Origin of the sequence: Streptomyces sp. CB02261, assembly GCF_001905665.1 — a bacterium.
GTDB lineage: Bacteria > Actinomycetota > Actinomycetes > Streptomycetales > Streptomycetaceae > Streptomyces.
Genome location: NZ_LIVX01000004.1, coordinates 758,727 through 774,045, shown reverse-complemented (window position 1 = coordinate 774,045; position 15,319 = coordinate 758,727). Strand labels below are relative to the sequence as shown.

Annotated in this window: 15 protein-coding genes; 8 read left to right on the top strand and 7 right to left on the bottom strand. The window is 71.8% G+C overall.

All coding sequences use genetic code 11. The features are described from left to right. Window positions 1-114 precede the first annotated feature (114 nt). From AMK29_RS16850 to AMK29_RS16840, 4 genes are all read left to right on the top strand, one after another. Window positions 115-1,188 carry a zinc-binding dehydrogenase gene (locus AMK29_RS16850; RefSeq protein WP_073813542.1) on the top strand — a complete coding sequence of 358 codons (1,074 nt, stop codon included), beginning with the start codon at window positions 115-117 and terminating at the stop codon, window positions 1,186-1,188. Between the two features lie 134 nt (window positions 1,189-1,322). Then, window positions 1,323-1,442: an RICIN domain-containing protein gene (locus tag AMK29_RS37925; RefSeq protein WP_443334067.1), complete on the top strand. Its 120-nt coding sequence runs from the start codon at window positions 1,323-1,325 to the stop codon at window positions 1,440-1,442. Between the two features lie 154 nt (window positions 1,443-1,596). Next, window positions 1,597-3,996, top strand: a complete 2,400-nt coding sequence (locus AMK29_RS16845) for a SpoIIE family protein phosphatase (RefSeq protein WP_158071323.1) — start codon at window positions 1,597-1,599, stop codon at window positions 3,994-3,996. 253 nt (window positions 3,997-4,249) lie between these two features. Then, the gene (locus tag AMK29_RS16840; RefSeq protein WP_107422604.1) at window positions 4,250-5,290 is read left to right on the top strand and encodes a substrate-binding domain-containing protein; all 1,041 of its coding nucleotides are present in this window, start codon (window positions 4,250-4,252) and stop codon (window positions 5,288-5,290) included. Here the strand turns inward: AMK29_RS16840 and AMK29_RS37150 are convergent. Beyond that, a complete protein-coding gene (locus AMK29_RS37150; protein WP_241845416.1) occupies window positions 5,196-5,612 on the bottom strand; it encodes an FCD domain-containing protein in 417 nt (138 codons plus the stop codon). The genes AMK29_RS16840 and AMK29_RS37150 overlap by 95 nt on opposite strands. Between AMK29_RS37150 and AMK29_RS37145 the strand changes: the two genes are divergently transcribed. From AMK29_RS37145 to AMK29_RS37650, 4 genes are all read left to right on the top strand, one after another. Beyond that, a complete protein-coding gene (locus AMK29_RS37145) occupies window positions 5,584-5,844 on the top strand; it encodes a hypothetical protein (protein ID WP_241845414.1) in 261 nt (86 codons plus the stop codon). The genes AMK29_RS37150 and AMK29_RS37145 overlap by 29 nt on opposite strands. A 340-nt stretch (window positions 5,845-6,184) precedes the next feature. Beyond that, the gene (locus tag AMK29_RS16830) at window positions 6,185-8,587 is read left to right on the top strand and encodes a M4 family metallopeptidase (protein ID WP_241845412.1); all 2,403 of its coding nucleotides are present in this window, start codon (window positions 6,185-6,187) and stop codon (window positions 8,585-8,587) included. A 213-nt stretch (window positions 8,588-8,800) separates the two neighbouring features. After that, window positions 8,801-8,980 (top strand): hypothetical protein, encoded by a 180-nt coding sequence (locus AMK29_RS36405; RefSeq protein WP_073813536.1) that lies wholly within the window; start codon window positions 8,801-8,803, stop codon window positions 8,978-8,980. Window positions 8,981-9,165: 185 nt separating this feature from the next. Then, the gene (locus tag AMK29_RS37650) at window positions 9,166-9,294 is read left to right on the top strand and encodes a hypothetical protein (protein ID WP_274535637.1); all 129 of its coding nucleotides are present in this window, start codon (window positions 9,166-9,168) and stop codon (window positions 9,292-9,294) included. A gap of 305 nt (window positions 9,295-9,599) precedes the next feature. Here AMK29_RS37650 and AMK29_RS16815 read toward each other — a convergent pair whose 3' ends face one another. The 6 genes from AMK29_RS16815 to AMK29_RS16790 all read right to left on the bottom strand — a co-directional run bounded on the left by AMK29_RS16815 (window position 9,600) and on the right by AMK29_RS16790 (window position 15,291). After that, window positions 9,600-9,866, bottom strand: a complete 267-nt coding sequence (locus tag AMK29_RS16815) for a DUF4235 domain-containing protein (RefSeq protein WP_073813534.1) — start codon at window positions 9,864-9,866, stop codon at window positions 9,600-9,602. Then, entirely contained in the window at window positions 9,863-10,396 is a 534-nt protein-coding gene (locus tag AMK29_RS16810) for a DUF3618 domain-containing protein (protein WP_073813532.1), read from the bottom strand. The genes AMK29_RS16815 and AMK29_RS16810 overlap by 4 nt, the downstream gene beginning before the upstream one ends. Further along, window positions 10,393-10,806 carry a phage holin family protein gene (locus tag AMK29_RS16805; protein WP_073813530.1) on the bottom strand — a complete coding sequence of 138 codons (414 nt, stop codon included), beginning with the start codon at window positions 10,804-10,806 and terminating at the stop codon, window positions 10,393-10,395. Before AMK29_RS16805 ends, AMK29_RS16810 begins: the two co-directional genes overlap by 4 nt. A gap of 374 nt (window positions 10,807-11,180) precedes the next feature. Beyond that, window positions 11,181-12,518, bottom strand: a complete 1,338-nt coding sequence (locus AMK29_RS16800) for a diaminopimelate decarboxylase (RefSeq protein ID WP_073813884.1) — start codon at window positions 12,516-12,518, stop codon at window positions 11,181-11,183. Window positions 12,519-12,616: 98 nt separating this feature from the next. Then, window positions 12,617-13,951, bottom strand: a complete 1,335-nt coding sequence (lysA, locus tag AMK29_RS16795) for a diaminopimelate decarboxylase (RefSeq protein WP_398853919.1) — start codon at window positions 13,949-13,951, stop codon at window positions 12,617-12,619. Further along, a complete protein-coding gene (locus AMK29_RS16790) occupies window positions 13,948-15,291 on the bottom strand; it encodes a M20/M25/M40 family metallo-hydrolase (RefSeq protein WP_073813526.1) in 1,344 nt (447 codons plus the stop codon). Before AMK29_RS16790 ends, lysA begins: the two co-directional genes overlap by 4 nt. Window positions 15,292-15,319 lie beyond the last annotated feature (28 nt).

Below are 15,319 nucleotides of genomic sequence, written 5' to 3'. Positions count from 1 at the left end.
GCGGTCTGATGGACAGCACCGGCAACACCGGCCTCATCTTCCCGATCGTCGCCGGGGCCTGCGCGTGCAGCGCCCTGGTCGCCCTCACCATTCGACGCTAGGCGGAGACCGACCATGACAGATGTAAGCGCACGTCCTCTCGCGGCCGTCTGGTCCGGTCCCGAGGGCGGTTTTGCTCTCGAGTCCCAGCCGTGGCCGGAGCTGGCGCCGGGTGAGGTGCTGGTCCGGGTCGAACTGGCGACGATCTGCGGCAGTGACGTCCACACCATCTCCGGTGACCGTCCGACCCCGCTGCCGACGGTCCTGGGTCATGAGGCGGTCGGTGTCGTCGAGGACGTCGCCGGCCCGGTCCACACGGTCGACGGGCAGCCCGTCGAAGCCGGGATGCGGGTGACCTGGACGATCGGCACCTCCTGCGGTTCCTGCCGGCGGTGTGTGCGGGGTGTGCCGCAGAAGTGCAGCGGGGTCCGCAAGTACGGTCATGAGGCGATCGCCGGGCACTGGCGGCTCAACGGCGGCTTCGCCACCCACTGCCACCTCGTCGCCGGGACCGGTCTGGTGACCGTGCCCGAGAGCCTGCCCGCGGCGGTGGTCGCGCCAGCCAACTGCGCGACGGCCACCGTGGTCTGCGCCGCCCGGCGGGCCGGCCTGAGCGCCGGTGACAGCGTGGTCGTGATCGGCTGCGGCATGCTCGGCCTGACCGCCGTCGCCTACGCCCGTGAATTCGGCGCGGACCATGTCATCGCCTGCGACGTCGACGAGAGCAGGCGGGAGCTGGCCCTGGCCTTCGGCGCGACCGCCGTGTGCGGGCCGGACGAACTGGCGGTCCTGGCCGGGACGTACGGCGCTGATGTCGTCATCGAGTTGTCCGGCAACCACCGTGCGGTGCAGTCGGCGCTGGACATCGTCGGGATGGACGGCAGCGTCGCCCTGGTCGGCTCCGTCTCCCCCGGGCCCCGGGTCGGCTTCGAGCCCAACACCTTCGTCCGCAACCTCACCCGCGTCGTCGGCAGTCACAACTACACCGTCGACGACCTGGCCGAGGCCGTCCGGTTCCTGGCCCGCACCCCGGCCCTGGACCTGTTCGCCGGCCTTGTCCCCGACCCGCTGCCGCTGCGTGACATCGACGCGGCCGTCGCCGCCGCCCGCGAGGGCACCGCACCCCGCATCGCCCTCCGCATGGACTGAGACGCCCTGCGACCGGTGCACCGGCCGCGTGTGCCGACCCAGGCTCTCATCACCATCGGCAACGGCAACTCGCGTTGGACCGTCGTCGACGCCGGACCCAACCTCGTGCAGCTCAAGAGCGTCTACGACGGCAGGTGACCGATCTCGACAACTCCTCCGTCACCGGTGGGGGCAAGATCATCCAGTGGGGCGCCGCCAACGGCGACAACCAGAAGTGGACCTCGTCCCCGCCGCCTAGTGCGGTGAGCCTCTGACGACGTGCTCAGACAGCTCGTGGGCCCCGGCGATCCCGGGGCTCACGGGGCCGTCGCGCGCGGTCACGCAGGGTGCGGTCCCGACGTGCCCCGTCGGGAGGACGGGCGCATGCTGACAGGAGGACGTGCATCCTCCTGGCGGCAAGGGGACCTCGTGGGACGGAGCGACAGCGCGCGGCGCCCCGGTGCCCCTCCGCGGGGCGGGTCGGCCCTGGAGTGCGTCGCGACCGCGATGCTCGACGAGCGCGGCCGCGTCACGTGGTGGTCGCGGGCCGCGCGGCAGCTCCTCGGATGGACCGCCGAGGAGATGGCGGGCGAGCCGGCCTCGACACTGCTGTTCGAACCCCCCGAGTGGGGGCTTCCGGGCACCCCTCCGGTCCTGCGCCGGGCGCGGCTGCGGCACCGCTCGGGCGAGCTGGTCGAGGCGGATCTGCTGGTCGCGGAGGCGGACGGTGCGGCGGAACGGCTGCTGCTGCTCCTCCCGCCCGGCGGTACGGGCGGCTGGGACCAGGACCGGGACGTCGCGCGTGCGCTGCTGGCCCAGGACGGTGTCGGTGTCGCCCAGCTCGACATGGCGCTGCGGCTCGTACGGACGAACGCGGCCCTGGAGGCCCTTCGGCCGGAGGGCGGCGACGAAGACTGGCTGTGCCGGCTCACCGCCCAGGACGGGGGTGAGCCGGCCCGGACGGCCTTCGAGCAGGTCGCGGCCACCGGTACGCCCGTCGCCGGGCGCGTCTACGACCTCGGGCCCGAGGGCGGGGAAGCGGCCCTCTCCCTGTCGTGCCACCGGATCGACGACGCCCTGGGCAGGCCGGTGGGCGTGATGGTCGAGGCGACCAGGGTGTCGGCACCTGGCCCGACGCGCTTGACCGACACGTACCGTCAGGGCTTCGAGATCGGCGATTCGCTCGACGTGGTCCAGGTGGCCCAGGACCTCACCTCGGTGCTGGTACCGGCTCTCGGTGACTACGCGTTCGTCGACTTCCCCGACGACGTCCTCCAGGGCCGCGACCCGGCGCCCGGTTATCACGGGCAGGAGGCGGCGGCCTCGCGCCGCGTGGCGGTGAAGTCGGCGTACGGAGAGTGGCCGGACCGGCTGATCCAGGTGGGCGAGTCCATCCCCCGCGTCGAGGAGAGCCCGGAGATCGCGGCCAAGCACGTCGGCGGGGTGCTCGTCGCCGACCGGGAACTCAGCCGCCGGATCCTGGGTCAGGACCCGGAGCTGATCCGCAGGTTCCTGCCGGAGGGGATGCACAGTTCTCTCGGCTGTCCGCTCTACCGGGGCGGCCGGTTCTTCGGGTACGCCGCGGTCTACCGCGCCCGTGTCGCCGCCCCCTTCGACGACACCGACATCAAGCTGATGCACGACCTGTGCGCCCGTACCTCGACGGCCATCGACAACGCGTTCCGCTTCGCCCGCGAGCACCAGACCGCCCTGATCCTCCAACGGAGCCTGCTTCCCCCGGCGGCGACGAGCAGCACGGCCGCCGAGACGGCCGGCGTGTATCTGCCCGCGGGCGGTGGGGTCAGCGTCGGCGGCGACTGGTTCGACGCGTTCGACCTCTCCTCGCTGAGGGTGGGGCTGGTCGTCGGCGACGTCGTGGGGCACGGTCTGGAGGCGGCCGCCACCATGGCGCGTCTGCGGACGGCCGTCCAGACGCTCGCCGATCTGGATCTGCCGCCCGACGAGCTGCTGACCCGGCTCGACGATCTGGTGCGGCGGATGCAGTGGGAGGCCACCGATCCCGACAGTGTGGGCGGCTCCTGCCTGTTCGCCGTCTACGATCCGGTCAGCCGGACGTGCCGGATGGCCTCCGCCGGTCACCCGCCGCCCGCTCTGGTGACGCCCGGGGGCGACGTCGGTTTCGTCCCCGTCACGCCGGGTCCGCTGCTCGGGGTCGGTGACAACCCCTTCGAGGTCATGAGCGTGACGCTGCCGCCGGGGAGCGCCCTCGTCCTCTACACGGACGGTCTGCTCGGGCGTGACGTCGTCGGCGGGTCGGAGCAGTTGAAGGCCGTCCTGGCCGAACTCGCCCCGGTGGAAGGGTCCCTGGAGTCGCTGGGCGCGGCGCTGCTCGCGCGGACGCCGCACGCGGAGCACCCGGCCGACGACATCACCGTCCTGGTCGCCCGTACCCACGCGGTGGCCGAGGAGGCCACGGCGAGTTGGGAGTACCCGGCGGATCCCGCCGCCGTGCAGGACGCGCGTGCCCACGTCAACGCCCAACTGGAGGCGTGGGGGTTGGAGGACCTGCTGTTCAGCACGGAGCTCATCGCGAGCGAGCTCGTCACCAACGCCATCCGGTACGCCGGAGGCCCCGTGACGCTGCGGCTGATCCGGGACCGCGTCCTCGTGTGCGAGGTGTCCGACCCGAGCAGCACACAGCCCCGGCTGCGCCGTGCGCTCACCACCGACGAAGGGGGCCGGGGCCTCTTCCTCGTCGCCCAGCTGACCACCCGCTGGGGGAGTCGCTACACGGAACGCGGCAAGACGATCTGGACCGAACAGTCCTTGGACCCTACAGGCAACTCCCCCATGTTCAAATGGAGTTGAGAACCCGACCCGGGCGGATTTCGGACATCGTATACGAATCACGGGTAAGGGTCACAGCCTTGTCTCATCCACGCCGGAGGCTTGACGATGTGCTGGCCCAGGGGATCTCATCCTACGCAACACGTTCGAACGTGTTGATTTCTGGTCGATTGTTGCCGCTCGCTCCCGCTGCGGACATCGGCCGAGCCCCCTCCCCACACGACCCGCACGCGCCACGCACCGGCGGTCGCTGTTCCGCACGAAGGAGCCCCCCATGGTCCGTTCTCGCCGCCGACACGCCGCGATCGCCACCGGACTGCTGCTCACCCTGGGGCTGAGCACCGCCTGCTCATCCGGCAAGGAGACCGCCGCGGACGACTCCGTCTCGACGGTGGACGGGAAGATCTCGATCACGTACCTGCAGAAGCAGGGCGACCAGGAGTACTTCGTCGGCGAGGCCGCCGGCGCGAAGGCGAAGGCCGACGAGCTGGGGATCGACCTCAAGGTGGTGAACCTGGGCAACGACGCCAACAAGACGATCAGCGAGATCCAGTCGTCCATCGCTCAGAAGACCAACGGCGTCATCGTCGTCGTCCCCGACCCTGCCGTGGGCCCGCAGGTCGTCAAGACCACCCGGGACGCCGAGGTCGCGCTGCTCACCTCCGACGACCAGATCTGCACCACCGGCCCCGACCCGGCCGCCTGCGCCGAGGCCGACCTCGTGCCGCGCGTCGGCTTCAGCGGCGCCCAGATGGGTGACGAGGTCGGCAAGCAGGCCGCCGGGGAGTACAAGAAGGCCGGCTGGAAGGCGGCCGACACCCGCGTCATCTCCGCCTGGAAGCAGGACGTCACCGTCTGCGCCGACCGGGTCGCGGGTGCGAAGAAGGCGTTCGCCGCGGAAGTCCCCGGCGTGAGGAACATCGACGTCCCCACCGACAACACGCCCACCGGCGCCCAGGACAAGATCGCCGCCACCATCACCGCCAACCCCGGCGTCAAGCACTGGGTCGTCTGGGGCTGCAACGACGAGAACGTCGCGGGCGGCGTCACCGCGCTCCAGAACGCCGGCGTCAAGGCCGACAACATCATCGGGATCGGCCTCGGGGCCTACCTGGCCTGCAAGGAGTGGCAGTCGGGCAGGCCGTCCGGCATGAAGGCCGCGCTCTTCATCAACGGCAAGGACGTCGGCGCCCTGGCCGTCCAGACCATGTACGACAAGCTCAAGAACGGCAAGGCGTTCCCCGCGGAGGCCTTCGCGCCGACGACCATGGTCGACGCCGGCACCTGGAAGGCAGCAGGAATGACCTGCAGCTGACCCCGGCCGGCCGGTGACCCGCTCCGCGGCGGACACCGGCCACCGCCCCGGCCCGCCCCGTCCCGGCGGGCCGGGGCACCCTCACCCTCCCCACCCCACCCCACCCCACCGCACCGCACCGCACCGCACCGAGGCTTCGAGGTGAACCGCCCCATGACCACAGCTCCACCCGGCAGAGCATCTGGGTGTGGAGGCGCTCCACGGCGGCGGCGAGCAGGGTGTGGCCGGACGCCGCGGCGAGCGTGTCGTGGAACTCCTGGTCCAGCGCCGCGAACCGGTCGTAGACGGCGTAGTTGTCTCCCCTGTCGGGCAGGCCCTGCATCTCCTCGGCCAGCGCCTCGATCCGGTCGAGGTCGGCCTCGCGCGAGCTGATCGACGCCTTCGTCCCCCTGCAGCTCGACGGCGGGCTGTGCAACGAGGCCGCGGAGGCGGCCCGCTGCGTCGGCGCCGGGCGACTGGAGGCCGACCTGATGCCGCTCGCCGAGGCGCTGCGCATCATGCGCGTCCTGGACGGCATCCGCCGCGATCTCGACGCCACCTTCCCCGGACAGTGACCCGCCCCCCGGGGCATCCGCGCGGTGCCCCGCGGGGCGACCGAGCACGCCCCCCGGTTCCCGGACGGGCGTAATCCCCCGCACACGGCTGCGATTATCAGACACGCGACTCCGCTGAACGTATGGATTTCGGCCAGCCCGCACCGATGGAATGACATGTTCACGCAACCATGACAGTCTTCCGAGCATTCTGACGCAGGGAGCGTGCGCACAACGAGCATGTTCCTGGCGGCAGTTGATCGCGTACCACTTCGTCGGTTCCGCCGGGGCGGCTCCATCCCGATCCGCCCCGGTTCCCCCCATCGGCCGAGACCCTCGGCCGTCCGTCAAGGAGCTCAGAGTGAGACGTTCCCCCCGAAAGGCCGTCACCGCGGGCGTACTGATAGCCAGTGCCGCCATGGTCGCGGTGACGCTCCCCGCCGGCGCCGCCACCGCGGGCACCGGTTCTCCGGCCCCGACCCCGGCCCAGGGCGCCTCCGCCGGCGCCACTCCCCGGGCCGGCGCCCTGCAGGTCAAGCTCAGCCCGGCCGAGCGGGCCGCCCTGCTCGCCGACGCCACCGCCACCCGTGCCGCCACCGCGAAGACCCTGGGCCTGGGCGCGCAGGAGGCGCTGGTGGTCCAGTCCGTGCTCAAGGACGCCGACGGCACGGTGCACACCCGCTACGACCGCACCTACGCCGGACTGCCGGTCCTCGGCGGCGACCTGATCGTGCACGCGGCCGCGGACGGCGCCGTCAGGGACGTCACCAGGAACACCAAGGCCCGCATCACCGTCGCCTCCACCACGGCCGCCAAGAGCGCCGAGTCGGCGAAGTCGGTCGCCCTGGGCAAGGCCAGGGCCGAGGGCTCCGAGGCCCCGAAGGCGGACTCGGTCCGCAAGGTGGTCTGGGCCGGCTCCGGCAAGCCGGTCCTGGCCTGGGAGACCGTGGTCGGCGGGCTGCAGCACGACGGCACCCCCAGCCGGATGCACGTGATCACCGACGCCACCACCGGCGCCGATCTCTTCGAGTACGAGGAGGTCAACACCGGCGTCGGCAACAGCCAGTACAGCGGCCAGGTCACCATCGGGACCTCGGGGTCCGCGGGCAGCCACACCATGACCGACGCCACCCGTGGTGGTCACAGGACCACCGACATGGGCCACTCGTCCAACGACGGCCAGCCGGGCACGCTGTTCACCGACGCCGACGACGTCTGGGGCACCGGCCAGCCGGCCCACCCGCAGACCGCCGGCGTGGACGCGCAGTACGGCGCCCAGCTGACCTGGGACTACTACAAGAACGTCCACGCCCGCAACGGCATCCGCAACGACGGCGTCGCCGCCTTCTCCCGGGTCCACTACGGCGACGCCTACGTCAACGCCTTCTGGGACTCGTCCTGCTTCTGCATGACGTACGGCGACGGTGACGGCAACGCCAAGCCGCTCACCTCGATCGACGTGGCCGCGCACGAGATGACCCACGGCGTCACCGGCAACACCGCCCGCCTGATCTACAGCGGCGAGTCCGGCGGCCTGAACGAGGCCACCTCCGACATCTTCGCGGCCGCGGTCGAGTTCTCTGCGAACAACGCCCACGACGTCGGCGACTACCTGGTCGGCGAGAAGATCGACATCCACGGCGACGGCAAGCCGCTGCGCTACATGGACCAGCCCTCCAGGGACGGCAAGTCCAAGGACTACTGGTACTCCACCCTCGGCCAGGTCGACGTCCACTACTCGTCCGGACCGGCCAACCACTGGTTCTACCTGGCCTCCGAGGGCAGCGGCGCCAAGACGGTCAACGGCGTCGCCTACAACAGCCCCACCTACGACGGGCTGCCGGTCACCGCGATCGGCCGCGACGCCGCCGCGAAGATCTGGTACCGCGCGCTGACCACCTACATGACCGGCTCCACCAACTACGCCGGCGCCCGCACCGCCACCCTCCGCGCCGCCGCCGACCTGTACGGCAACGGCAGCGCCACCTACGTCCACACGGCCAACGCCTGGGCCGCCGTCAACGTCGGCGCCCGGCTCCCCCTGGGCGTGAGGATCACGGACCCGGGCAACCAGTACACGGCGGTCAACGCCGCCGGGAGCCTGCAGATCCAGGCCATCAGCACCAACTCCGGCCCGCTGACCTACTCGGCCGCCGGCCTGCCCGCGGGCCTGTCGATCAACGCCTCCACCGGCCTGATCTCCGGCGCCGCGACCACGCTGGGCACCAGCAACGTCACGGTCACGGTGAAGGACCCCACCAACGCCTCCTCCACCGCCACCTTCCCCTGGAAGATCTACACGCCCGGCCCCTGCAACCCGGTGCAGCTGCTCGGCAACCCCGGCTTCGAATCCGGTGCCACCGCATGGACCGCCACCGCCGGCGTCATCGACAACGGCATCAAGACGCAGCCGCGCACCGGTACGTGGAAGGCCTGGATGGCCGGTCTCGGCCGCACGCAGACCGAGACCCTCTCGCAGACGGTGACCATCCCGGCCGGCTGCCCCGCCACCCTGACGTACTGGCTGCACATCAACACCGACGAGATCATGCCCACCCTGTACGACACGCTGAAGATCCAGGCGAACGGGACCACCCTGGCCACGTACTCCAACCTGGACCCGAACACGGACTACGTGAAGAAGACCGTCGACCTCTCCCCCTTCGCCGGTCAGAGCGTCCTCCTGAAGTTCACGGCCGCGGAGGACTACGGCTACCAGACGTCCTTCCTGCTCGACGACGTCACGATCAACGTCACCCCCTGATGAAGGAAGAGGTCCGCTCCCCGAGGGGGGCGGACCTCCGCGGGCGTACCGCCGACGACGGCACGGGAGTGGTACGAGGGGGAGGCTTGTACCCACGACTGGTCGAGCTGTATCCGGCCGGTTCGGTCGCGGCCGGCCGGCGACGTTCTCCCCGACGACCTGGTCTTCGTCGGCTACACCCCGGGCTTCGTCGACGACGAGCTGATCCTGGTCGTGACGGCCGAGGAACAGTGGGAGGAGGAGGGCACCCACCTCCTCCTCGACACCCACACGCTCAGGCCCCTCGCGGAGATCGACTACCCCGCGGCGCCGGGCGTCGCCGCCGTGCCGCTCGGCGACGACACCTGGCTCACCCGCGACGAGGAGACGGCCCGGCGCTGGACGACCGCCTGACCCGCGTCCGCCCCCCGGGTGAGGGGCCGGGGCACATGCGCGCAAGGTGCGTCGGCCGTGACCGTGGGAATGCGCATCCGGCGCAGGAGGTCACGCGTCATGCGCCTGCTCAGCGTGCTGCGCCACGCGACACCCGGGTGACGGGACCTCAGGTGCGAGAGCGCCCGGGTGCCAAGGCCCGTGCTGTGGAAGCGTTCGTCGAGGGTGATCGCGGTGATGACGCCCTGGGCACAGGCGGTGCAGAGCCGGTAGTGGACCTGGCCGACGACCTGGCGGCCATGGACGAGGAGCAGGCACTCCTCACCCGGTCCTGAGTGGTCCGGGAGGTGCGTGGACAGGAACTCGATCGCCCGGTACGCGAGGAGCCGGCGGCGCAGGCGGCCGGTGAGACGCCCTCGGCGCGAGTGCCTGGCGCCGCTTCGCGGGGGCTTCTGAGCGGTGGAAACCGGGCCGAACAGTGTGCTCGTGGGACGCGCGTGTTGTCCGTGCATGAGCGTCGTGTGCCCCGAGAACCGGGGGATACCCACCCCGGGGTGTCGCGCATCGGGGTTCACCCGTCCGTCGGCAGCGGGGACGCGCCGTCGCTGCCGACGGACGGGGACGTGCGCCGGCGGGAGGCTCAGCCGGGCCAGGTGCCGGTCAGGCGCCGCACGGTCGTGGCCCCCGCCCGGTCGACGGCCGCCTTGACGACCGCGAAGATGGCGCCCTGGAGGGCGGCGGCGAGAAGGATCTCCTGCCAGGAGCGGTCCTCGTCGGTGGCGTCCGGGGCGTCGTCGTCGTGGCCGGCCATCTTCCACGCCTGCTTGAACGCCGCACCGGCGATCATGCCGCTCGTGGCGCCGAGCGCAAGGCCGACCGGCTTGTAGGCGATCTTCGAGATCTTCACCGGCGCCGCCGGCTGCGGCGCAGGAACAGCAGGACGAAGACCGCCGTGGCCGCCGCGATCAGGCGGTTGCGGTTGCTCTTGGCCATGGTCACGGCCGACTCGGCCTTTTCACGGACCGGGTCCGGGGTCTTCTCGCCGGCGAGGTGCCCGGCGCGGACCGCGGTGTCGCGCACCTGCGCCGCGGCGTGGGCCGCCTTGTCCCGGACCGGATCGGGGGTCTTCTCCTTGACCAGCACAGCGGCGTGCGCCGCCTTCTCCCGCAGCTGGTCGGTGACGACGGCGGCCTTCTCGGTGGCCTGCCCCTTGAACTCGGCAGCCTTCATGGTGGCGTGCTCCTTGAACTCGGCGGCCTTCTCGGTGGCCTGTCCCCTGAGCTCGGCGGCCTTCTCCTTGGCCTGCGTCGTGACGTCGGCCTTGGCCGCCAACGCCTCAACCGTCATGCCGAGCTCGTCGCGGGTGTGCTCGACGCGCTCGCGCAGCTCCTCGGGGGTCGGTGCGGCGTCGTCGCCGCCCTTGGAGGGAGTGCTCATCGGTGTGCCGCCTCCTTGATCTCGGCCACGTCGGCCTTCACGCTGTCGATGGTCTGCTCCGGTACGGGGGTACCGGCCTTGCTGATCTGCTTCTTCCCGGCAGCGGCCATCACCGCCGCGACCGCCGCGAGCAAGGCGGCGATGATCAGGGCCGAGGCCCATACCGGGAGGAGCAGGGCGAGGGCTGCGATCACGGCGCCGACCAGGGCCTGCGCGGCCAGGAAGCCGACCACGCCGGCCCCGCCGAACAGGCCACCGCCCACGCCGAAGCGTTTGCCCTTCTGCGTCATCTCCGCCCGGGCCAGCCGCATCTCCTCGCGGACCAGTTCCGAGATCTGCTGCGACGCCCGGGAAACGAGGTCGCCCACCGATTCCCCGGTGTGGTCCGGGTGCCGTCCGACGGCGCTCATCTGCTCTTCACCCTTTCCGCGTGCGTTCCCGCCACGGGGCGCGCCGGCCGCGCGATGGCCGCCGCTCGCCTGTTCGCTCTGCGGTGCCGCGCCGGTCAGCGGCCCGCATCGGTACCGGAGGTCCGGTCGATCCGTGCACGCTGCTGTCACGACGCGCCTACCCCACGAGCAGCCGCTCACCCGCCCGCGAACGCGGCGATGCCCCGGGCCGGGCCGCCGGCGCCGGAATGTGACGGGCTACGGGCGCAATCCTGCAGTTCAGAGGCAACCCGTATGACGTCCGTGAGCTGGAAGCACCCGGCCCGGGCGACCTCGGGTGGGGGTGGGGCCAGGAGGCGGCCCGGTGCACGAGGGTGGGCCGGCCGCCGGAGCGGTCACGTGATCCGGGCCCCGGTCCGGCCGGATGCCGTCAGGAGCGCGTCCGCGTGGGACAGACCGCTCTCCCGCGCCACCTCGTCCAGGGTCTGCGGTGTCCGGATCGTGGTGAGCGAGACGTCGCCGGCGCGGTTCGCGAACCCGTACACCCCGGGGCGCGGCAGACTGTTGTACGCCCAGGGAGCGGAGAAGTAGTAGGCGCCCGTGTCGTGCAGGACGACGAGGTCTCCCTCGGCCACCTCGGGCAGGGTGCGTGCGCGCGCGACGAGGTCACCGGCGAAGCAGAGGGGGCCGGCGATGTCCTGTGCCATCGGCGCGGTCGCCTTGGGCGAGCCGTCCGGGCCGTGGGCCGTGACGCGCACGGGCCAGGCGTCGGGCATGAACACCGTCCGGAGGGCCACCTGTGCTCCGGCGTGGGTGAGCGCGATCCGGCGACCGCCGGAGTCCTTGACGTACTCGACGACGGCGGCGGTGAAGCCGTTCTTGGCGAGCAGCGCCCTGCCGAACTCCGTGACCACCTGGTACCGGCCGTCAAGGAGTGCCGGTTCGGCGTCGGTCAGGGCGCGTACGTAGTCCTGGTACGTCGGCGTGACCGTGTCGTCGGCGAAGTTCACCGGGAGCCCGCCACCCAGGTCGAGGCTCGTCACCTGGCGCCGCCCGACCCGCTCGTCGATCTCCCCGGCGAGTCGGTGCAGCGTGGCGAGGCCGCCGGCGATCAGCGGCAGGGGGCAGCCCTGGGAGCCGACGTGGGCGTGCAGGCGGGTGAGCCAGGGCCGCTGTCCGAAGGCTTCGACGACCCGCTCACGGACCCCGGGGTCGTCCAGGGCCACCCCGAACTTGGAGTGCGCCGTCGCCGTACTCATCTCGGGGATGGCGCCCGCGCCGACCTGTGGGTTGACCCGCAGGCCCACGACCGACCGCGACCCGGCGGGGCGCAGGGCGGCGATGCGGTCGAGTTCGTCGAAGTTGTCCGCGTTCAGCGCGATCCCCAGGGTGAGCGCCTCGTGGATCTCCGCGCGGGTCTTGGCCGGGGAGTCCAGCACGATCCGCTCGGGGGCGAACCCCGCGGCCAGCGCGAGGCGGGTCTCCCCGGGGCTGGCCACCTCACATCCCATTCCGGCGTCGGCGAGCAGGCGCAGGACCGGGACCAGGGGGCACGCCTTGGCCGCGAAGGCGTGCAGGACGTCGGGCACGTGGGCGAAGGCCTCGTGGAGCGCGGTGACACCGTCGCGTACGCCCTGGACGTCGATGAAGCCGGCCACCGGCCGGTCCTGTCCGAGGACGCCGTCTTCCACCGCCCGTCCCAGTACGGCCCGGACGTTCTCATGGTGCGGCACGGGGTTCTCCTTCGGTGCGACGGGTGCGGCCGGACGACGGGCCGCGTCGGGGGCCGGCGTGCCGGAGTCCGACGGCGTCCGGGGCTTTCGGGGCTCGGTCACTCGACGTCCAGCCGCAGTACGTCGTCGAGCGTCTCCCTCCGGACGAGGACGCGGGCCGTGCCGTCGCGCACGGCGACGACGGGCGGGCGGGGCTGGCAGTTGTAGTTGTTCGCCATCGAGCGGTGGTAGGCACCGGACGCGGGGACGGCGAGGAGGTCTCCCACCACGAGGTCGGTCGGGAGGCGTACGGAGTCCACGAGGACGTCTCCGGACTCGCAGTGCCTGCCGCAGACGGTGAACGTCTCGTCGGCGTTCCTGTCGCCGGCCCGGCCCGCGAGGGCCGCCGTGTAGGACGCGTCGTACAGGGCGGGACGCATGTTGTCGCTCAGGCCGCCGTCGACGGACACCCATGTCCGCAGTCCGGGCTGGCGTTTGATCGTGCCCACGGTGTAGAGCGTCACCGTGGTCGGTCCGGCGATGGCCCGCCCGGGTTCGACGGCCAGCCGCGGCACCGGGAGTCCCGCCTCGGCACATGCCTTGCGCACCCGGTCGATGACGAGGGGGGCGAGTTCGCCCACGTCCAGCGGGGTCTCTCCGGGAAGGTAGGCGATGCCCAGTCCTCCTCCGAGGTCGAGTCGTCGGAGCAGCACGCCGTGCGTGCGGGCGGTGTCGGCCATCAGGCCGACAAGGCGCTCGGCCGCCAGCTCGAAGACGTCGGGGCGCATGATCTGCGATCCCAGGTGGCTGTGCAGCCCGACGAGCTCCAGGCCCGGGGACCGCAGGATCTGGGAGATCGCGCGGTGGGCGCTGCCGGTGGACAGCGAGAAGCCGAACTTCTGGTCGTCGGTACCGGTGGTGATGTGCGCGTGGGTGTACGCCTCCACGCCCGGCGTCACGCGGATGAGGACCTGCTGACGCACGTCGTGCCGCACGGCCGTGGCCGACAGTCTCCCGATCTCGTCGACCGAGTCGATGACGATCAGTGAGACGCCGTGGGCGACGGCCTCCTCCAGTTCGGCCGTCGACTTGTTGTTGCCGTGGAAGATCATGGAGGAGCCGGGGACGCCGGCGCGCTGGGCCGTGCGCAGCTCGCCGGCGGAGCAGACGTCGATGCCCAGGCCTTCCTCCGCGAGCCATCCGGCGACCTGGGTGCAGAGGAAGGCCTTGCCCGCGTAGAAGACGTCGTGGCCGGCGAAGGCCGTGCGCCAGGAGCGGCAGCGGCTCCGGAAGTCCTCCTCGTCGAGGACGAAGGCGGGGGTGCCGAACTCCCGGGCGAGATCGCCGAGGAGCACCCCTCCGATCCGCAGCCCGTGGGCGTCGGTCGTGGTCGTGGCCGGCCAGAGGTGGTCGGGTTCGCGCATGGTCGTCGTCCCCTTCGGGATCGTCTTCAGTACGTGGTCAGGAACCGGTGGAGGACACGGACGCCGAAGTCGAGGCCCGTGAGGGGGACGCGTTCGTCCACTCCGTGGAACATGCCGAAGTAGTGCAGGTGCGGGTCGAGGAGGAGGGGGGCGAACCCGTAGGTGCTGATGCCGATGCGCGCGAAGGCCTTGGCGTCGGTGCCGCCGGACTGGAGGAACGGCACCGGGTGTGCGTGCGGGTCCTGGCTGCGGATCGCGTCGGTCATCGCGGCGAAGGCGGGCCCTTCGTGATCGGCGGCGACCGCGTCCTCGCAGTTGATGAACTCCCGTGTGACCCGGGGGCCGAGGAGCCGGTCGACGGTCTCCATGAAGGTGTCCCGGGTGCCCGGCAGGAAGCGTCCGTCCACTTCGGCGTGGGCGCGCGAGGGGATGACGTTGACCTTGCGGCCGGCGTTCAGCACGGTGGGGTTGGCCGTGGGGCGGAGGGTGCAGTCGAACAGCTCCCCCAGCTGTCCGAGACGGATCGCCTCCTCCTCCAGCCTGGTGCGGTCGATCCGGATGCCGAGCGTTCGGTCGAGCGCGTCCAGCAGCGTCCGTACCGCGGGAGTGAGGGTGACGGGCCAGGTGTGGGCGGCGAGCCGGGAGAGGGCGTGGACGAGTTCCGCCACGGCGTTGTCGGCACCGGGTCCGGAGCCGTGTCCGGCGGTGCCTCGGGCGGTGAGCCGCATCCACGCGGTGCCGCGCTCCCCGACCGCGATCGGGTAGACGCGTACGTCCGACGCGGCGTTCTCCGGTCTCGTCGTGACCGAGAAGCCCCCGGATTCGCTGATCGCCTCTGTCACGCCGTCGAAGTGGTCCCTGTGTTCGGCGACCACGTGCCGGGATCCGTACTCCCCGGTCGACTCCTCGTCCGCGAGGAAGGCGAGCACCAGGTCCCGGCGTGGCCGGTGTCCCGTCCGGGCCCAGGCGCGTACGAGGGCCAGGGTCGTGGCGACGGTCCCCTTCATGTCGACCGCGCCGCGTCCCCACAGATGGCCGTGGTGGAGGTCCCCGGAGTGCGGGTGGCGGGTCCACTCGCCGGGGTCGGCCGGCACGGTGTCGAGATGTGCGTGCACGAGCAGGGGTGGCAGCCGGGAGTCCGTCCCGGCGATCCGGGCGAGCACGCTGGTGCGGCGGTGTGCCGGTTCGGTGAGGGTGGCGGGGACGCCGGCCTGGTCCAGGGCGTGGGCCACGTACTCGGCGGCTTCCCGCTCGCCGGGTCCCCTGCCGTCGCCGGTGTTGCTGGTGTCGATGCGCAGGAGGTCCGAGCACAGTGCGGCGACGTCGGTGGTGTGGTCGGGGTGGAGTCCGGAGAGTGGTGCGGTCGTCATGGGGTTCTCCGCGGAGGAAGGGGAACGT